Source organism: Corynebacterium sp. HMSC056F09 (genome assembly GCF_001815785.1).
GTDB lineage: Bacteria > Actinomycetota > Actinomycetes > Mycobacteriales > Mycobacteriaceae > Corynebacterium > Corynebacterium hiratae.
Genome location: NZ_KV821948.1, coordinates 58570 through 77296 on the forward strand (window position 1 = coordinate 58570; position 18727 = coordinate 77296).

General features: G+C 65.2%; 18 protein-coding genes. 10 read left to right on the top strand and 8 right to left on the bottom strand.

Annotated elements, in window-relative coordinates:
- Nucleotides 1-209: 209 nt before the first annotated feature.
- Together HMPREF3056_RS09180 and HMPREF3056_RS09185 are read right to left on the bottom strand one after the other, a co-directional pair.
- Nucleotides 210-1694: a PH domain-containing protein gene (locus HMPREF3056_RS09180; protein WP_246819852.1), complete on the bottom strand. Its 1485-nt coding sequence runs from the start codon at nucleotides 1692-1694 to the stop codon at nucleotides 210-212.
- A complete protein-coding gene (locus HMPREF3056_RS09185) occupies nucleotides 1691-2140 on the bottom strand; it encodes a PH domain-containing protein (protein WP_049157078.1) in 450 nt (149 codons plus the stop codon). The genes HMPREF3056_RS09180 and HMPREF3056_RS09185 overlap by 4 nt, the downstream gene beginning before the upstream one ends.
- Nucleotides 2141-2198: 58 nt before the next feature.
- Here HMPREF3056_RS09185 and HMPREF3056_RS09190 point away from each other — a divergent pair, with 58 nt between their 5' ends.
- Nucleotides 2199-2459 carry a helix-turn-helix transcriptional regulator gene (locus HMPREF3056_RS09190; protein ID WP_039673876.1) on the top strand — a complete coding sequence of 87 codons (261 nt, stop codon included), beginning with the start codon at nucleotides 2199-2201 and terminating at the stop codon, nucleotides 2457-2459.
- Between the two features lie 7 nt (nucleotides 2460-2466).
- Nucleotides 2467-2937, top strand: a complete 471-nt coding sequence (locus HMPREF3056_RS09195) for a hypothetical protein (RefSeq protein ID WP_070680499.1) — start codon at nucleotides 2467-2469, stop codon at nucleotides 2935-2937.
- Between the two features lie 5 nt (nucleotides 2938-2942).
- Here the strand turns inward: HMPREF3056_RS09195 and HMPREF3056_RS09200 are convergent, their stop codons facing one another.
- The gene (locus HMPREF3056_RS09200) at nucleotides 2943-6080 is read right to left on the bottom strand and encodes an error-prone DNA polymerase (RefSeq protein WP_070754622.1); all 3138 of its coding nucleotides are present in this window, start codon (nucleotides 6078-6080) and stop codon (nucleotides 2943-2945) included.
- Nucleotides 6081-6245: 165 nt separating this feature from the next.
- On the opposite strand from HMPREF3056_RS09200, the gene HMPREF3056_RS09205 reads away from it, so the two are divergent.
- Genes HMPREF3056_RS09205 through HMPREF3056_RS09215 form a run of 3 tightly spaced genes read left to right on the top strand, consistent with a single transcriptional unit; the run spans nucleotide 6246 to nucleotide 8969 of the window.
- Nucleotides 6246-7136 (top strand): MetQ/NlpA family ABC transporter substrate-binding protein, encoded by an 891-nt coding sequence (locus tag HMPREF3056_RS09205; RefSeq protein WP_049157071.1) that lies wholly within the window; start codon nucleotides 6246-6248, stop codon nucleotides 7134-7136.
- Nucleotides 7137-7152: 16 nt separating this feature from the next.
- On the top strand, nucleotides 7153-8292 hold the full coding sequence (locus HMPREF3056_RS09210; RefSeq protein WP_371441529.1) for a methionine ABC transporter ATP-binding protein: 1140 nt from the start codon (nucleotides 7153-7155) through the stop codon (nucleotides 8290-8292).
- Nucleotides 8289-8969 (top strand): methionine ABC transporter permease, encoded by a 681-nt coding sequence (locus HMPREF3056_RS09215; RefSeq protein WP_046648398.1) that lies wholly within the window; start codon nucleotides 8289-8291, stop codon nucleotides 8967-8969. Before HMPREF3056_RS09210 ends, HMPREF3056_RS09215 begins: the two co-directional genes overlap by 4 nt.
- Nucleotides 8970-8987: 18 nt before the next feature.
- On the opposite strand, the gene HMPREF3056_RS09220 is transcribed toward HMPREF3056_RS09215, so the two are convergent.
- Nucleotides 8988-9857, bottom strand: coding sequence for a sucrase ferredoxin (locus HMPREF3056_RS09220; protein ID WP_070754624.1), 870 nt, complete (start codon nucleotides 9855-9857; stop codon nucleotides 8988-8990).
- A gap of 98 nt (nucleotides 9858-9955) precedes the next feature.
- Between HMPREF3056_RS09220 and HMPREF3056_RS09225 the strand changes: the two genes are divergently transcribed.
- Nucleotides 9956-10609: an AMIN-like domain-containing (lipo)protein gene (locus tag HMPREF3056_RS09225; protein WP_083317806.1), complete on the top strand. Its 654-nt coding sequence runs from the start codon at nucleotides 9956-9958 to the stop codon at nucleotides 10607-10609.
- 5 nt (nucleotides 10610-10614) lie between these two features.
- Here HMPREF3056_RS09225 and HMPREF3056_RS09230 read toward each other — a convergent pair whose 3' ends face one another.
- Both HMPREF3056_RS09230 and HMPREF3056_RS09235 read right to left on the bottom strand, forming a co-directional pair.
- Nucleotides 10615-12159 (bottom strand): DNA polymerase Y family protein, encoded by a 1545-nt coding sequence (locus tag HMPREF3056_RS09230; RefSeq protein WP_070754626.1) that lies wholly within the window; start codon nucleotides 12157-12159, stop codon nucleotides 10615-10617.
- Nucleotides 12156-12839 carry a hypothetical protein gene (locus HMPREF3056_RS09235; RefSeq protein ID WP_246822504.1) on the bottom strand — a complete coding sequence of 228 codons (684 nt, stop codon included), beginning with the start codon at nucleotides 12837-12839 and terminating at the stop codon, nucleotides 12156-12158. Before HMPREF3056_RS09235 ends, HMPREF3056_RS09230 begins: the two co-directional genes overlap by 4 nt.
- Nucleotides 12840-12898: 59 nt before the next feature.
- Between HMPREF3056_RS09235 and HMPREF3056_RS09240 the strand changes: the two genes are divergently transcribed.
- Nucleotides 12899-13309 (top strand): hypothetical protein, encoded by a 411-nt coding sequence (locus HMPREF3056_RS09240; RefSeq protein ID WP_070754627.1) that lies wholly within the window; start codon nucleotides 12899-12901, stop codon nucleotides 13307-13309.
- Between the two features lie 25 nt (nucleotides 13310-13334).
- Here HMPREF3056_RS09240 and HMPREF3056_RS09245 read toward each other — a convergent pair whose 3' ends face one another.
- Together HMPREF3056_RS09245 and HMPREF3056_RS09250 are read right to left on the bottom strand one after the other, a co-directional pair.
- Entirely contained in the window at nucleotides 13335-13988 is a 654-nt protein-coding gene (locus tag HMPREF3056_RS09245) for a response regulator (protein ID WP_070545957.1), read from the bottom strand.
- A gap of 2 nt (nucleotides 13989-13990) precedes the next feature.
- A complete protein-coding gene (locus HMPREF3056_RS09250) occupies nucleotides 13991-15139 on the bottom strand; it encodes an ATP-binding protein (protein ID WP_210384387.1) in 1149 nt (382 codons plus the stop codon).
- 113 nt (nucleotides 15140-15252) lie between these two features.
- Between HMPREF3056_RS09250 and HMPREF3056_RS09255 the strand changes: the two genes are divergently transcribed.
- From HMPREF3056_RS09255 to HMPREF3056_RS09265, 3 genes are read left to right on the top strand one after another with little or no spacing between them, the layout of a single operon-like run.
- Nucleotides 15253-16308, top strand: coding sequence for a PspC domain-containing protein (locus HMPREF3056_RS09255; RefSeq protein ID WP_070754628.1), 1056 nt, complete (start codon nucleotides 15253-15255; stop codon nucleotides 16306-16308).
- An 11-nt stretch (nucleotides 16309-16319) separates the two neighbouring features.
- Nucleotides 16320-17372, top strand: a complete 1053-nt coding sequence (locus HMPREF3056_RS09260; protein ID WP_070754629.1) for a threonine aldolase family protein — start codon at nucleotides 16320-16322, stop codon at nucleotides 17370-17372.
- A gap of 33 nt (nucleotides 17373-17405) precedes the next feature.
- Entirely contained in the window at nucleotides 17406-18575 is a 1170-nt protein-coding gene (locus HMPREF3056_RS09265; RefSeq protein ID WP_070754630.1) for an HNH endonuclease signature motif containing protein, read from the top strand.
- The last annotated feature ends 152 nt before the right edge of the window (nucleotides 18576-18727 follow it).

The following is an 18727-nucleotide window of genomic DNA, read 5'->3' on the forward strand; positions in this document are numbered from 1 at the left end:
AGCCATCGAATCCGGCGTGCGCTCGCGGGCGGCCATCGCGGCACAGACCGGGCTGGAGCCCGGCACGGTGGACCTCATCCTGGATCACCTCACCGCCAGCGGGGTACTCGATATGGAGCCACTCGGCTCCTGCCCCGCGGGCGGATGCGGGTCCTGTTCGGCGGCCTCGGCGTGTGCCGGCCCCAGCAGCACGCGTGGGCCGGTTCTGCTTAAGCTTCGTCGCTGCCCCTAACCGCGCTGTCACGGGAGTCTTCACGTGGGTTCTGCCGCGGCTCAACCTGTGAGATGTTGACGGATGAGTCCATGGGACTTAGCGCTGACTCCATGGCAGGCAGGCGGCGGGAGCGCAGGCGGGTGAGGAGCTCGGAGGCGTCGGCAGGCGTGAGGTCTTGACCAGCCATCTTCACGGGGCCAGCCACGAGGTCGAAGCGCACGGTCCGCACGCCCGCAAGGTGCCCCAACGGCCCCACTTTCAGCGTGAGCTCCTGGATGTGCGGGGTTCCAATCACCATGACGCGGCGGTTAATGCGGCCGCGGTGCACGATGGTCACGGGAAGCGGGGAATCCACGAGCGTCACCGACTGCTGCTTGCGGTCGAGGGGGCTGATCCACGTCGCCCGGCGCGGGGAGGTATAAGTGGGCTGGGTGTGCCCTTCGGGGCGCGCGAAATCCTCAATCTGCGCACGATCCAGATCGGAGATGAGCTCTAAAAGCTCCAGCGCCTGCTCGCGGGTACCCACCGGCAGGATGCGAGTGGAACCGGACTGCTTACCGCTGCCCTTCGCGCCATAACCAGCTACAGAGACGTGCACCTCGTACCAGCCGAAGCGCCGCCATAAGAAGGGCTGGCTTACCCGCACGCCGTGGATGCGGCTAATGCGGATGGTTTGGCGGCGGCGGTCGGCAAGACCGTAAGAGACGTTGAGGGCGTTGGTGGGGGCGTCGTGAAGCGCGGTGAATTTCCAGGAAGAGTCCACCAAGCCCCAGACGCTTCCAACAAAGCCCACGATGATGGGCAGCAGCGCGGTCCACATACCCGGGATGAAGAGCAAGCCCCCAATAACGAGGGCCGCGAGGAGCGTGGGCAGGCGCAGCGCCTCAGCGGCAATCGTGCGCAGTATGGGAATCTCCGGGATCAGCGCGGCGGCTTCCTCCGCTTCCGGCGCCGGCTCACTGGCAGGGTTCTTATTCGTGCGCCGCAGCAACTCCGCGCGCAGCTCTTCTGCTTTCGCTTTGGGCAGGTACTCAATCTTGATCACCGACGAGGTACCGCCGGCGGTCTCCACCCGAACCGTGGCCAAACCCAACAAGCGCGCGATGATGGATTCCACGACGTCCACCGCCTGGATGCGCTCATAGCGCGCGGAGCGGAAGGACGTGGAGATGACGCCGTGGCGCAGCGCGATTTCATCCTCGGTGAGCTTGTAGCCCAGCTTGCGCCACCAGATTCCGGAGACCAGCCAAATCACTGCGCACACCAGCACGAAGGCGCCGATACCCAGCAGGGTACCGCGGCCGACCTCGCCGAGGTTGCCGCTCTGCAGGTAAGACACCACGTCCGAAATCATGGCGGCGTTGATGTTCACCGCAAAAATGGCCACCAGCGCTAAAATCAGCGACCAAAAGCGCAGCAGCGGGGTGAGGCGGTGGACGCGAATGTAGCCGTCGGCGTCGATAAGCGCGCGGTCCTTCACAGCCCACTCATCCTCTCGCGAGCCTTGACGGCGAGGCGCTCGCGCAGGGCATCGGCGTCCGCGGCAGGCAGGCCGGGGATGGTGGCGTCGCTGCTGGGCGACGCCGTGTGCAACTTCACCTTCTTCAGCCCCATCGCGCGCTCGATGGGGCCGGCCGTAACGTCGACGAATTGGATGCGGCCATAGGGCACGACGGTGAAAGTGTGCCAGATTTTGCCGCGGGTGACGAGCAATTCGTCGGCGGTTTCCTGCCAGCCTAGGTTTTTGACCTGCGCGGGGATGAGCCAGAGCTGATAGAGCGCCCACACAACGAGCGCTCCGGCGACCCAATAGAGCCAGTCCCACCAGAAATATGCCGCCGCGGCCGCCAGGGCGGCGAGGATGACGTCCCAGCTCAAGCGCGAGATGTAGCGGGCTTTAGTGAGTGACGGGGATACGGGATTCATGCCGCCACTTTAACACGAACCCTTGACAAGTCGTTGGGTTTATACAACACTGTGGTGCATGTCCCCAAAGAAAAAGCCAACCCGCCCACTATTTAACCGGGTCCGCGTGCTCCGCGTTGAACGGGACATGACGCGCGCACAGCTTGCCGACGCCATCGGGGTCAACCCCCAAACCATCGGCGCTCTCGAGCGCGGCGACCACTCCCCCAGCTTGGACCTCGCCTTCAACATCTGCGAAGTTTTCAATCTACCCGTGGAAGCCGTGTTCTCCCGGACCGAATTCACCCCCATGTCCTCCGAAATCTACCGAAAGGACTAAACCACACATGTCCGCCTCTATTCCCGATTCCGTTAAGACCCGCAAGCGCTACATCACCCTGACCGACCTGTCCACCGCCCTCATCATCGCTTCCATTCCCCTGCAGTTCTGGAGCGCCTTTACCTCACTCATGGTGGCCGCCCTTGGAACTTTGCTGTGCGCGTTGATGACCGCTCGCCTGCGCGCAACGATTGGTGCCGCTGACCTGCCCACGACGGAACTTGATGAGTACCAGATGCAGCAGCACCTTGAGGCCCGCGACGACGGCCTCAAATTCTCCCTCGCAGCACTCGTCATCTTGCTGCCAGTGACTGGCCTTATCGCCTGGGGTGCCCGAACCATGCCCATCATGGATGGAGTATTCGTATCCCAGCTCTACCTCAAGATCATCCTGCTGCTCATGGTGTGGGTGCCCTTCTCCGTGGCACGCTCCCTGGCCGGAAAGATGAACCGCGACGAGCTCATCTCTAAGGAATAAGCCGCTTAGCGGAAATCCCGCGAGCCGCGCGAAAGGGCCTCACCGAAGGCCAGCGGCTCCAGCCGGTCCGCGGCAACCGTGACCGCCCCGGAGGCGTTCTGCACGATGCCGCGCACGATGAGCGCGGGCGCTGTTCGCGCGGTGACCTTATCCCGAGCCCACAGGCCGGGCGTAACCATCACGTTCATCAACCCGGTCTCATCCTCCAAACCAAAAAAGACCACCCCGCCCGCTGTCTGCGGGCGCTGGCGGTGCGTGACCACCCCGGCGATGCGCACGCGGGTGCCATCCTCCACTGCCGGCAAATCCGCCGCGGATAGGATGCCGCGGGCCTGCAACTCCCCGCGGACCTGCTCCATCGGTTGCTGGTTGTGGGTCACGCCGGTGCTCGCCACGTCCGCCGCCATGAGCTCAAAGGCGCTCATCCCCGGCAAAGACGGCGCTTCAATCGCAGACAGCCCCGGCAGCATCCCTGCCCGTTCTGTTGCGGCCACGCCCGCCTGCCACAGTGCCTGGCGGCGATCCACCCCAAAGACATCCAAGGCCCCCGCCACGGCGAGGGCCTCCACGTGATCGACGGTGAGGTCGGCGCGGCGGGAGAGATCGGGGACGTCGCCAAACGGCGCGGCCGCTTCAATGCGATCGGCGGCCTTATCACCCAACCCCTTGATGAGGTTAAGCCCCAAGCGGATACGCGCCTGACCGTCCGACCCCACCACCACGCGCGCCTCGCGGCCCGACTCGTTAACGCTGACCGGCAGCACCTCCACCCCGTGGCGGCGAGCATCCTGGATGAGGGACTGCGGCGAGTAGAAGCCCATCGGCTGCGCGCGCAGCAGGCCCACGCAAAACTGCGCCGGGTAATAGCGCTTAAACCACGCCGAAAAGTACACCAAGGAAGCAAAAGACTGCGAGTGGGACTCCGGGAAGCCATAAGCAGCGAAGGCCACAATCTTGGCCCACAACTTATCCGCCACCTCCCCGACGATCCCGTTGGTTTCCTCCAAGCCCTCATAAAAGCGCTGCTTGAGCGCTGCCATCTTGGCCGGCGAGCGCTTCGAGCCCATCGCGCGCCGCAGGTCATCCGCCTCCGCGCCGCTGAACCCGGCGGCATCAACCGCAATCTGCATGAGCTGCTCCTGAAAGAGCGGAATCCCCAGTGTCTTGCCCAGGGACTTCTCCAGCACCGGGTGGTCATAGGTCACCGGCTCCTTGCCATCGCGGCGGCGCAGGTAAGGATGCACCGACCCGCCCTGAATGGGGCCTGGACGGATGAGCGCGACCTCCACCACGAGATCGAAGAAGACCCGCGGCTTGAGCCTCGGCAGCGTGCTCAGCTGCGCGCGTGATTCCACCTGGAACACGCCCACTGCATCCGCGCGGCAGAGCATGTCATAGACTTCCGGGTCAGCCAGGTCCAGCTCCCACAGGTTGACCACCCGGCCGGTGCTCTCCTCCACCAAGTCCATCATGTGGTGCAGGGCTTCGAGCATGCCCAGGCCCAGCAGGTCGAACTTCACCAGCCCGGCGGCCGCACAATCATCCTTATCCCATTGCAGCACCGAACGATTCTCCATGCGCGCCCACTCCACGGGCACGACATCCGCAATTGGCCGGTCACACAGCACCATGCCGCCGGAGTGGATACTCAGGTGGCGCGGCTGGCCTAGGAACTGCTCGGCCAAGGATTCAACGTCCGAAGGCGCAGACGCAATCCCCTTCGACCAGGCATCGGCCGAACCCTGCGGGTAGCCCAGCGCGCGGGCGGCATCCCGCAACGCGCCTTTGCGGCGGTACGTAATCACGTTAGCCACCTGCGCCGCCTTCTCGCGGCCGTGCTTGGCGTAGACGTACTGGATGACCTCCTCGCGCCGCCCGGATTCAATATCGATGTCGATATCCGGCGGGCCATCGCGGTCCGGGGAGAGGAAGCGCTCAAAAAGCAGTCCCGCGGAAATCGGCTCCGCATTCGTAATCCCTAGCGCGAAGCACACCGCCGAATTCGCCGCCGACCCGCGCCCCTGGCACAGGATGTTCTCCCGTTTACAAAAGTCCACGAGATCACACACGATAAGGAAGTAGCCGGGAAAGCCCAGCTGCTTGACCACACCCAGCTCATACCGCATCTGCTCCCACGCCCGCTCCCGAATCTCCTTAGGCCGCGTGGCATAGCGCGCTGCCGCGCGCTCGAAGGTGAGGTGCTCCAGCCAGGACATCTCGGTATAGCCTTCCGGCACGTCGAAATCAGGCAGGTTCGGGGCCAGTGCCTCCCAGGTGAAGCTGCAGTCCTCGAGGACGCGAACGGTTTCGGCGATGAGCTCGGGGCGCTCAGGCAGCAGGCGCGCCATCTGTTCCCCGGAGCGCAGCCAGGACGAGCCCATGGGGTGGGAGCTGGGGGAGGCGTCGGCAAGCGCGAGGCGTCTGGACAGGGCTTGTTTGGCTCCAGCCAACCGCGCGTGTTCACGCGTGGCGGCAGCCGGGCGCGCAGTGGCAATGGCGCGCGAAACCGGCAAGGAATCCAACAGTAGGTGGTGGTCCGCGTCCTCCGGGAGCTGGGTACATGCATACTCCAGAACCATGCTGTCTATTTTTATTCCCTCGACCAAAAGATCGAAATGCTCTACCCATTCCCAGCCCACCAGGAAGAGGCACTCATCCTGCAACTGCGCACCAATCTCCACCAAAGAAGGATAGGACACGACCCCCTTCTCCCCCGCCTCCATGTGAGCGCGGGAGATAAGCCGAGATAGACGCCGATAGCCCTCCGGGGTGCGCGCCAGGACGGTCAGCGGAGCTGGGTCGAGACTGAGCTCCGCCCCGAAGACCGCAGGCAGGCCAACTTTGGCGGCGGCCTCCGCAAACTTCATAAGACCATAGAATCCATCCCGATCTACCAGCGCAATCCCCCGCAGGCCCAGTTCGACGGCGCGCGCCACGAGCCCCTCCGGCTCGGAAGCGCCACACAGAAAGCTATAGGAGCTCACCGCATGCAGCTCGGCGAAAGGCACGGCGGAATGCCCCAACTTCGGCGCGTCCGTGGCCTGCGGTAGGTGGTCCACCGAGACCGGGACGGGCCCCGGGCGACCAGAGAGAATCCTCTCCACCCGGGACCACGGCAGCGCCTCACCCCCATTGAATCTCATAGCCCCACACACTATATTCGAACACAGGTTCCAGTCAAGGTTTTCGTTGAACAATTCTCCGAATAGACAAAGCGGTTCAATCGTTGCTAGTTTTTCGTGCAGCGCACAAATCCTGCGGTGACACGACTTGCCGCACAAACCAAGAAGGGACACTAGGAACCCACCATGAGCATCCGTCGCGTACTTGCTGCCACCTCGGCAGCCGTCATCGCCGCAACCGGCCTGGTTGCTTGCTCCTCGGACTCCGCTGAGTCCAAGGATTCCGGCGAGGCCATCACCAAGGACTCCACCATCACCATCGGCACCACTGACGCCAACATGGAAGAGTGGGCCGTCTTCCAGGACCTGGCCAAGGAAGCCGGCTACGACGTCAAGCTGGAGAACTTCGCCGACTACAACACTCCGAACCAGGCTCTGGACCAGGGCCAGCTGAGCACCAACAAGTTCCAGCACCTGAAGTTCCTGGCTGAGTACAACAAGGGCAACGGCACCGATCTGGTCCCGCTGGCCTCCACCGAGATCTACCCGCTGGCCATCTACTGGAAGGACCACAAGGATCTCGCTGGCATCGAGGGCCAGGAAGTCGCCATCCCGAACGACTCCACTAACCAGGGCCGCGCCATCGGCCTGCTGGTTCAGGAAGGCCTGGTCACTCTCAAGGAGAACAGCCCGCTGACCCCCACCCCGCTAGACATCGATGAGGACAAGTCCAAGGTTAAGGTCACCCCGGTAGATGCTGCCCAGACCCCGGCCGCCTACGGCGAGGGCAAGCCGGCTGTCATCAACAACTCCTTCCTCGAGCGCGCCGGCATTGACCCGAAGTCCGCCGTCGCTCAGGACGACCCAGACTCCGCCGAGGCTGAGCCCTACATCAACGTCTGGGCCGTGCGCGCCGACGACGCCGACAACGAGGCCCTTCACGAGCTGGCCAAGCTGTGGAAGGACCCGAAGGTCACCGAGGCCGTCCTGAAGTCCTCCGGCGACACCGCCGTGGCCGTCGACCGCTCCCAGGAAGAGCTCCAGGAAATCCTGGACCGCCTCGAAGAGCAGGTCTAAGCCCCGCGTAATCCACATGTCCCCCGCGCTCACGCTTGATTGCGTGACCCGGGGGATTTTGCCCGTTACTCCCTCCTCACTCACTACACGGACACGTACAAAGGAAACCCACGTGACTGAACAACAAGGCGCCCACCGGGGCACCCGGATTGAATTCCGCAACATCACCAAAGTCTTTAAAAACAAGAAAACCACCACGAAAGCGCTTGATGATGTCTCCCTGACCGTCGAGCCCGGCGAAATCATCGGCATCATCGGTTTCTCCGGCGCGGGTAAGTCCACGCTGGTGCGCATGATCAACGGTCTGGATAAGCCGACCTCGGGGCAGCTGCTTCTCGACGGCACCGATGTCGTCCCCCTGCCCGAGTCCAAGCTGCGCGGCATCCGCCGCAACATCGGCATGATCTTCCAGCAGTTCAACCTCATGTCCTCGCGCACCGCGGCGGGCAATATTGAATACCCGCTGAAGCTGCAGGGCGTCGAGAAGCAGGAGCGTAAAAAGCGCGTCCAGGAACTGCTGGAATTCGTCGGCCTGGCGGACAAGGGCGATAACTACCCGGAGCAGCTCTCCGGCGGCCAGAAGCAGCGCGTCGGCATCGCCCGAGCCCTGGCTAATAACCCTTCCCTGCTGCTGGCGGATGAGGCCACCTCGGCGCTGGACCCCACCACCACCCACGAGGTGCTCGACCTGCTGCGCAAGGTCAACCGCGATCTCGGCATCACCATCGTGGTCATTACCCACGAGATGGACGTCGTGCGCTCCATCGCCGACAAGGTGGCCGTTATGGAAAACGGCCGCGTCATTGAGGCCGGCAGCGTCTACGAGGTCTTTTCCAATCCGCAGACCAAGGTGGCGGAGAAGTTCGTGGCCACCTCGCTGCGCAACACCCCGGACGTCGTGGAGGCCGATGACCTGCTGGCCCACGAAGGACGTTTGTTCACCATCAACCTGACGGAAAAGTCGGGCTTCTTCGGCGCCGCCGGCAAGCTCGCGGACGAGGGAGTGTCCATCGCCGTGGTCCACGGCGGCATCACCACCCTGCAGAAGCATTCCTTCGGCAAGATCACCGTGCGCCTCAACGGCCCGGATGCCGCCATCGAAGACTTCTACGCACATATGCAACGCACCACCGACATTGAGGAGATCCAACGATGAACGTCACCTACCTCGCGCAGGCCAATTGGGATCGACTGGGCGGCACGCTTGTCGACGCCGTCAAGGACACCCTCATCATGGTCGCCACCACCCTGGTGATCGCCGGCATCATCGGCTTGGTTCTCGGCATCCTGCTCTACACCACCCGCCCGGGCGGCATCCTGCAGAACAAGCCCATCTACTTCATCATCAACATCCTGGTGAACTTTGTTCGCCCGATTCCCTTCATCATCTTGCTGGCCTTTGTCCAGCCGCTGACGGTGGCGGTGCTGGGCAGCTCTATCGGCCGTGAACCGGCCACGTTCGTCATGGTTATTGCGGCCACGTTCGCGGTGGCGCGCATCGTGGAGCAGAATCTCGTGGCGCTGGACCCGGGCGTGATTGAAGCAGCCCGCGCGATGGGCGCTTCGCCGTGGAAGATCATCACCACGGTCATCATTCCGGAGGCGCTGGGCCCGCTGGTGCTGGGCTACACCTTCCTGTTCATCGGCATCGTCGACATGTCCGCGATGGCCGGCTACGTCGGCGGCGGTGGCTTGGGTGACTTCGCCATCGTCTACGGCTACCGCGCCTTCGAGTGGGAGGTCACCGTGGTGGCTACGCTTATCATCATCGTGCTGGTGCAGGCAGCGCAGTTCTTTGGCAACTGGCTCTCGGCCAAGATTATGCGCCGCTAACCGCGCCGACCCCGTGCCCTATACGCTGCGCTTTTCGACGCGGCGCGCGGCATAGAAACGAGAGGTCTTCGGCTCGTCTCCACAAGAAGAGACGACGCCGGAGGCCTCTTTTTCTTCGAGTTCTACGTCCCATGCGCGGCCATCGCGGTGGCGCACAACGACGCTATTTCTCGCGGCGGGGGTTTCCGCCGCGTCGACGGTGAGGTCGCCGTAGTGGAGGGTCTCGGAGGCGTCGAGAAGCTGGCGCGCCACCGCAAGCTCCGCCACCTGCCCTTGGGGCGTGGTGAGGCCGGAACCGCGGTTAGCGGGATAGAAATACTCGCCGTGCAGCGCCTTGCCCACGAGCTCGCGGCCAGCTTCCACGTTGAGGCGGCCAAAGGAATAGCCCCACGGCATCAGCAGCACCGACGGCGCGAAGCGGTGCCCCTTGGTGTGGGAGGTTTCCCACACGGTCTCCTCAAATTCGCATGCCAGGGAGGCAGCAAGCGGGCGGCCCTTGATTGCGCAGCAGGCATCGCGCTTGGCGTGGGTGCACACGAGCACCAGCGGCAGGCACGTGCCGGTGGGGTGCTCCAGATCCAGATCGAGGATGTCCTCCGGGCCGTTCAGGACGTAATCCTGCACTAACCCCTCGCGTGCCCACACGACGAAACAACGGAAGTGCCCCGTCCCCCGCTCGTGCCCGGCGCGCCCGGGGCGGCGAATGAGCTGCAGGCCCGCCACGCCTTTGAGCTTGGCCTTGAGCTTCTCGGTGAGGCCTGGGCCAAAAGTACGACCATCCAGCACGTCGCGAGACCAGGCCGTAGGCCACTCAAAAAGGACATAAACAGATTCTTGTTTAGCGGTACCAGCCAGGGGCTCGACCTGGACATCGGAGCAGAAGGTCATGGCGCCATCTTAACTGGCATCACTCCTTTCACAACAATGTGGTTACGATGTTTACTTCAATGCATAGAATGTCTCGCGGTACCGCTACCCTCGGAGTTATGCCGAAACACAATCTCTTGCGCACAGCCGCCCCCGTGGCCGCACTCGTTGTCTCGGGTGCGCTCGTGCTTCAGGGATGCGCTCCGTCTTCCTCCTCGGACGGCGGTACCGACGGCCCCACGAGGACTCTCGACGCCACCTTGTCCGGCGCCTCCACCTCCACTGCCACAGTCACTCCTGCTGCTCCCTCCCCCGCCGCACCGGCTGGGCTGACTCCGCTGGGCGACGCCAACATGGAGATGAAAACCCTCCGCCCACCGGCCCCCTCGGAGCTGGTGGTGACCGATGTCCGCGTGGGCAAGCATGAAGGTTTTGACCGCGTGGTCTTCGAATTCGTCGGGAACGGTTCACCGGGCTGGTTCATTGATTACACCGATGCCCCCGCCCAGCAGGGCTCTGGTAACCCGATTCCTTTCAAGGGTTCCACCGCGCTCGACGTCAGCATCGACGGCACTGCCTATCCCTTCCAGCTCGATATGGAAGACCCGAATATCGGCACCGTGAAGGGCGCCGGCGGCCTAGTTACCCAGGTAGTCAGCGGCGGTACCTTCGAGGCTCGCTCGCAGTTCGTTATCGGGCTTAATGAACGCCACCCGTACTCGGTCCAGGTGCTCAGGGGGCCGACGCGCCTGGTTATCGACATCTTGAATTAAGCCGTTCAGGCATAGGTTGCCTCCACAGACCAGCGCCCGCCTGCCCACACGAGGAGCCAGGCGCGCTGGCCTTTCTCGTTTTCTCCGACGACTTGCAGGCGCGCGCAGCGCTGCGCCGCACCCGCCTCCCACCACCCGGTGTCTACGGGCCACGGGCCGGCCCAACCGGTCACCCGGTAGCGGTGGCGCCCCCATCCCAGACCCGCCGGCTCCCCGGAAAGGAGGGCCTCGGCGGTGACGATGACCTCCTTCGAGGAGACGTCGATAAGCCGAATCCGCGCGGCCGGGTGCGCCAGGCTCGCCGGGAGCGGCGCCGGGATGCGCCCCGGCCAGGTGCCCTCCGGCTGCGGATCGCGCTGCTCGCCATAGGGGACGTACTCGATGCGCTCGGCCACCCCACGCCCGCCCGCCGGGCGAGGCTGCAGCACGCGGTCCACCCCCAGCTGGGATTGCACCCGCGCGATGACACGCTTGGCCTGCTCCGCGGATTCGCCTGCGCCCCACAGGAGTCCATCCCCCGGCGGGGCGACCTCCACCGGCTCCAACGCCAGCTTGACGACGCCTCCTCCCTCACCCGGCGCACTCCCCGCCCACGCAGCACTCAGCCAGCCATCGAGCTGCCAGCGCACGCGGTCCGCCGTGGCGGCCTCGCTGAGCGCTTCCTGGGTACGCCAGATCCGCTCCAAACGCTCGCCGCCCTCGAACTCCGCGGCAACGCGCAGCCGCAGACACACCACGCCGGCCTCATCGAGCACCACATGCAGGCGCGCCGCGAGCTGGCGCGCGGCAAAGGCCGCGGCGTCTACGCGCTCTAAGGGTTCTTCGAAGCCCTGCTCCACGCCCAGGTCCGGGCGTGCAAGCTCCGGCGCCACGCGCCGATCCGGTGCGGCCGCGGCCACCGCGTGGCACCGCCGTCCAGCCTCGCCGAAACGGGTGGTGACTTGGCGCAGCGGCAAACTCGCCAGCTCCCCTAACGTGCGCACGCCCAGCTGCTCCAAGGCATGCACCACGTCCGCCGCACACCCCAGCGCCACTTCCGCGGCCAATACTCCCACCGGCTGCTGAGCCAGAAAGTCGCGCGAGCCGCCTGCCGGGACTACCGCGCCCAGGTTGTGGTGGCGCGCGGCAATCAGCGCGGTGGCGATCTCATCGGCGACGCCGACGGTGGCGTCGAGGCGGGATCTGGAGGTGGCGTCGACAAGCATCTCTACCGCCTTCGCCTCACTGCCGTGGAAACGCCCGGCCGCGCCCGCATCCACAATGACCAAGCCCGGACGCAGCACCTCCACCGAGGAGGCCACCGCATCCAGCCCCGCGGCGATCTCCGCGAAGACCACGCCGTCCCGGTCCGGGTTGGCCTCCTCCACGCGCAGCTCCGGTAGGAGAGCTTGGGCTTGGCGCACCCGCATCCCGCGGCGCACCCCCGCCCGGCGCGCTGCCGCGTTGCAGACCGCCACGCGGTGCTGGGCGGCGATAGCGCACGCCATCCTGTCGGCGTCCTGCAGCGCCTGGATAGGCCAATCCGGGAACCACAGCGCCGCGACCCTCACACGACCTCCAGGCGTGGGCGCGCGTCCAGACGCTGCCCACACGTGAGCACTCCACGGCGCGGGCGCATGCTTGCCGACGCCACCCGCACCCCTATATCAACTCCCCAAATACGCCCGCTGCCCCGGCCCAAGCCATGCACCGCGACGACCTCCGCACCTATCTCCATCGCCGTTCCTGGCAGCCGGGTTCCCACGGTGAGCAGGGCCGCCTGCCCTGCCCGCACTTTCGCCAGCACGGGGCGCGCCCGCGTGGGGCTCAGCTCGCCTGTGCCTTTGTGCACCACCAGGTCCAGCCCCTCACACAGCACGCTAGTTACCGCCCAGGGTTCCGCGCCCGGTTCGGGCACCGCGATGACCCGGGAGATATCTCCATCCTCAACCACCTGTGCGAGTGAGAGATCGGGCCAACCCACCACCGCAACGTGTCCGCCCGCCGCGCTAACATGGGATATCAGCTCCACCACGAGAGCGGCACATTCCGCACAGACGGTTGCTCGCTTGCGGGGAAGGCCACCGCCCGGGAGCAGCTCAGATAGCCCTTCGGGGACGCCGAGAAGCTCCACCTCCGGCTGCACCTGCGCAGCAACATCCGGGGTTTCCAGGCGTTGAATCTGGGCGCGCAGGATCGCAATTTGCTCGGCCTGCGGTCCTCCCACCACACGAACACCTGTTTGATTCATGGCTCCTATTATGAACCTCTCTCCGGACGCGCGCAATTGCGCTGGTAGCGTTAGGCGCCATGAATCCCCTCCGCGCGCACACCACCCCAATCCCCACCCCGCTGTGGGTGCGACTCGGCGGATCTGCCTTGGCCGGCGCCGCCGTGGCGGTGGGTACCAGCCGCATCCACTTCGGCCTCGCCATGGGGCTTAGCCTGCTCTTCCCCCTCGCCGCCTGCGCGCTCGTACTCCTACACCCCTACCGCGCGGACCTGCGTGATTATGCCCAGCGCCACAACGTCACCATGCTGCCCAACGCGGCACAGCTCATCCCGCTTATGGCGCTGTGGTTGATGGTCATGTTCTCCCCACTCCTCGCGCTGCCTGCCTGGGGCAGCGCACTGGTGTGGGTACTCGTTTCAGGCGCGGCCTTCCTCCTCTTCCCCCACGTCGACGGCTCCCGCAAGCTCGCCTACGCACCCCCTGCCTAAACCCAACCCGCCTAGGCCAGGCTGTTTAAGCCAGGTCGCGCGAGGTGGCCCAGCGCGTGAGCTGATGGCGGTTGGACTGCTGGGTCTTGCGCAAAATATTGGAGGCGTGTGTTTCCACCGTCTTCACCGAAATAAACAGCTGCTTGCCAATCTCGCGGTACGTATAGCCGCGCGCAAGCAACCGCAAGACCTCTAGCTCGCGCCGCGTGAGCGCATCCACCGCTGGGTCCTGCCCCTCCTCCGGCTCCGGCGCGGGCGAACCGGAGGCAAAAGCGTCGAGGACAAAACCCGCCAGGCGCGGCGAGAAATACGCATCCCCGCTATTGACCTGCACCACCGCCTCGGCCAGATCCGGGCCGGAAATATTCTTCGTCACATACCCGCGCGCGCCCGCCCGAATCAGCGCAATCACGTCCTCCGCCGCATCCGACACGCTCAGCGCCAAAAACACCGGCCGCGCCGGCTGATTAGCCGTCGCGTTAATAACGGCGAGGCCACCGCCGTCGGGCATGTGGACGTCGAGAAGCACCACGTCCGGGGAGGTACGCGCAATGCCCTCCAGCGCCTCCGCAACGGTCCCGGCATCGCCCACGATCTCAATCTCCGAGGACGCCGCCAGCTCCGCGCGAACGCCCGCGCGAAAGACGGAGTGATCATCAACCAAAAAGACCTTCACCATGCTCATAACGCTACCGCGAGCTCCACCTCGGTGCCCTCCCCCGGGGTCGAGGAAATCCGCACGCGCCCACCAGATCCTTCTACGCGCGCGCGAATACTGTCACGAATCCCGTGCCTATCAGCGGGAATATCCTCCACGTCGAAACCCACCCCGCGGTCGCGCACAAAGATACTCAGCTCGCCCGCCAACAACTCCGCATAAACATCCACCGCGTCCACACCCGCATGCTTGCCGGCATTCACCATGGCCTCACGCGCGGCCTGGATAAGCAGCTTCGCGGACTCCGTCAGCTCCATGTCCTCACCCACCGTCACAGCAGATACCCGCATGTCGAAGAGATCTTCCACCTCCCCGCACGCCGATTCGAGGGCACCGAAACAGGTGGTGGGGGCGGCGGAGGGGGCATCGAAAAGCCAGGCGCGCAGCTCGCGTTCTTGGGCGCGCGCCAAACGCGTCACCTCGCGCGAATCCCCCGCCCGCTTCTGAATCAGCGCCAGCGTCTGCAGCACCGAATCGTGCAGGCGGGCGGCAATCTCGGCGCGCTCCTCCGAAACCGCCTTCGCCGCCTGTTCCTGAGATAGCGAGCGCCAGAGCTTCAGCACCAGCGGCACCACCAGCGCGCCAAAGCCCACCAGCGTCAGCGCCGTGGCCAGGATCGCCGAACCCGATCCGCTCTCCCACGTCACCGCCGCCACCACGACGCCACCGATGACCAGGACGGCACCGGCCGCCACAGCAACCAGGCCCACCGGCGTGTTCAGCCCGCGGTCATACGCCAACCACGCCAGCACCGCGCCGATGGCCACCACCGCCAATGGCACCGCCACGCTTAGCGACGCCCCCGAAACCCCCAACACACCCACCGCACTACCCGCCAGCGCCAGGAACACCAGCACGAGGGAGAGGGGGCTGCGGCGGGTGGAGGGGGCGTCGTCAAGCGCGGGCGTGAAAATCCACAGCCCGGCATAGGCCATCGCCCCCACCCCACCCAGCAGGGTCAACGCGGTCAAGGCGATGCGCACGGAGAGCGCCGAAACCCCCAGATTCTGCGCCAGCCCCGCCGCCACGCCGGCGACCACGCGGCCAGATTGGGGACGCGACATCACGGGATAGGGCGCCGCGTTTTCTGCGGGCACATAGGGCGAAGTCATACTAGCCATAGTCCCACGCGCCACCCCTCGGGCACATCAGGGACAACCCTGAGGTCAAAAAATCAGGGCGATTACCGATACCGCCGCGAGGCCCCACGCGGCACCATAAAAGCATGACGAAGAACAGCACACTCAACCAGATGTGGACGACCCGCCCCGTCCGCCTTCCCAAGAAACAGGGCGGTGACGCGCACATCGCTGGTGTCTGCGAAGGCATCGCGGTGCGCTACCAGCTTGACCCCACGATTGTGCGCGTGGCCTTCGTGGTCGCAGCACTCGCCTTCGGCGGCGGCATCGCCGCCTACCTCCTCGCGTGGGCGCTCATGCCGCGCTTCGGTTCGCCCTACTGCCCGCTCGATGCGGCCATGGGCAAGGATGGCGTCAAGGAGGAACAAGAGCTCGGCTGGGTGCTGATTATCGGCGTCCTTCTGACGTTTGGCTCCGGCCCGCTGTTCCTCAGCGGACAATTCCTCGCCGGCCTTCCGCCCGCTGCGCTGACCTTCGGCCTGTTGGCGCTGGCGTGGTACGCCCTTCACCAACGCGAACCGCTACCGCCCAGCGGGCTGTTGGCTGCCGAACAGCCGGTGCGCGAGGAACCGGTCAACCTCAACCCTTATACCCCAGCAGACGGACACCCCTTCCCACCGGGGCGCACGACCCCGCCGTCCTGGGATCCACTCGGCGTGGTGCCCGATGCCTGGGACCTGCCGGAGCCGGGCCCGCGGGAAGAACCGAAAAAGAAGCGCGGTTCGCAGTGGGCTGAGGCCGCGATTGCTCTCGGCGCTGTGGGGGCTGCCTTGGCGATTGCCTTCTTTGGAGGCACCTTCGTCATCGAGGCCGACGAAGAATCCGGCTTCAGCGCCCGCTTCAATGTCGGTTCTCAGCACATCGCGCCCACCCATGAAGATGAGCTCCAGGAATACTATGACCTAGGTATTGGCACCTCAACGGTGGATTTGAGCCAAATCGAAGACCTCAAGGAAAAGCACGATGTCACCATCGACGTCGGCATCGGCAGCGTCGAGGTCATCCTCCCGAAGGACGTCCCTGTATCACTCACCTGTGACAGCGGCTTAGGAGAAAGCAACTGCACCAACCGCCATGACGATGATGCGCTGCTAGATATCCGCATCGACCAAGGCATCGGCGAGCTCACCGTCACCGGCTAAACTGGCCCACCATGATTCACTTCGGCAACGATTACCACCGTTTAGCCCACCCCCGCGTCCTTGATGCCATCGCGGGGGCGGGTGGGGCTTATGCCGGCTATGGCGCCGACGAGCTGTGCGCCACGGCCGCTGAGCGCATCCGCACTGCCTGCCAGGCGTCGAACGCTGAGGTGCATTTCATGGTCGGTGGCACGCAGGCCAACGCCACCATCATCGCCCACCGCCTGCGCCCCTGGGAGGGTGTCATCGCGGCGGATAGCGGGCACATCGCCACCCATGAGACGGGCGCCATCGAGCACACCGGGCACAAGGTCATCACGTTGCCGAACCAGCTGGGAAAAATCACCGCCGCGCAGGTTCGCGCCTGCATGGATGAGTACCGCGCCTCCGGGGTGGAAGAGCACATGCCGGAGCCCGCACTGGTCTACATCACGCAGCCCACCGAGTTCGGCACCGCCTACTCCCGCGCCGAACTCGTGGCCCTGCGCGAGGTCTGCGACGAGTACGATCTGGGCCTGTTTGTCGACGGCGCCCGCCTCGGCTATGGCCTCTCCGCTTCGGATATCACCCTGCCGGACCTTGCCGCGCTTGTCGACGTCTTCACCATCGGCGGCACCAAATGCGGCGCCCTCTTCGGCGAGGCCATCGTCTTCCCCGAGGGTGCGCCGCGCTTTCGCAATGCGATGAAGCAAAACGGTGGCCTGCTAGCTAAGGGCTGGCTGCTCGGCGCGCAATTTGCCTCCCTCTTCAGCGCACCAGGCGATGAGGTAACCAGGACGGCAGCAACGACCCTCTACGAGCAGATCTGCGCCCGCGCCAATGCTCAAGCACAGCGCATCGCCGAGGCATTCCGCGCCGCAGGCATCGACATGCTCTTTGACTCCCCCACCAACCAGCAATTCGCGCTGTTGACCCGCGCGCAGGAAGAGAAGCTCGCGCAGGACTTCGTGTGCCAGTTCTTCGAAGAACACGAAGACCTACGCGTGGTGCGATTCTGTACGGCGTGGTCGACGGAAGAGGGGGACGTCGATAAGCTCTGCGCTGCGATTTCTGCGCTCAAGTAGCGAGGTTCCCCGGCCTGGTTTAGGCTGTGGGCTATGCAACTGGGGGGTTACATTCAAGCACTAGCGCGCGGGCTCGACGTGGTCGAGCAATGCGCCGGTGTCACGCGCGCGCAGCTGGTTGAGATGGGTGCGCGGCCGGATTTCGCGGAGAAGCTCCTAGGACTGCACGCGGTGTATTTCGGGGACACGATGTTCCGCTCCCGGCAGCGCAAGGCCCGCCGCACGGGCCACGACGTGTTCACGCTCCTCGATATCGAGCGCTATTGTTCCAAGCTCAAGGCCCGCAGGGCCTGGGAGCTGCGCCAACTGCTAGCCGCTACCCCGCGGGAGAAAATCCCCATGGTGGCGAAGGCCAAGCTCAAAGAGTGGCGCCCGCCCAGGGACCCCGACCCGGGCGTGCGGGTGACGCGGCGCGCGGGCCGCAACCACACGCTGAGCATTACGGATTCCTCGCTCAACATCTCGAAGCTGCTGGCCGTGCTGAAGACCACCGACAAGGACTTGCTCACCGCGGCGCATACCGTGTTCCGCGGCGGGGGTGGCTCCGGCCAGAAGCTGCAGTCCAACGTCATCGTGCGATTGGATGAGCTCGACCGCATCGTCGATGGTGATGGCGAGGAGATTGAGTTGCAGCTGACTAATGGGGCCACGATGACGGGTGCGGAGTTCGTGCGCGAAAAGCTTGCCGACGTCGGCCTCATCACCCTCGTCCATCCCCACCACGGCCCCGTGAACCTGTACATGGCGAGCCGTTTCGCCAACACCAAGCAGCGCCTCGCGCTGTCTGCGGAGCACCCGACGTGCGCGTGGCCGGGTTGCAACGCGCCCGCGGAGGATTCGCAAATTCATCACCTCACCCGTTTCCAGGACGGCGGGCCGACAAACATGGCCAACTTGGTGCCACTGTGTGCGTATCACAACGCGGTCAATGACGATGATCCGGAAAAGCCCACCGGCCGCGGGCACCTCGACCGCATCGATGGCCGCGTGCACTACCTTCCGCCGTGGGCGGGGCCGCCAATTCCCATCGAAAGCCCGGCCCACCCGCCGCGCTCCGCTCCGGGGCCAGCTCGCGCATCCACGGATCCGCCGGCATCCGGCCCGCCCGACCCACGCACCACGCCGCGTGGGACACCAGCCCCTGTCTCCGGCGCGCCACCGCATAACTCCGGCGAACCTCCGGACCCGCCACCGAGTTCATGAGTGCTTTTAGTCCGTAGACTTCGCCCTGATCTCACGGTGGAAGCGCCACCCCGCCGGCTCAATGGTTCAGCGGCTCGCGGGTCACCGCTCCGCCGAACCAACCGGTCGCAGGCTGCCGCTCCGCAGCCCCACCAGCCGGAGACACCCTACGG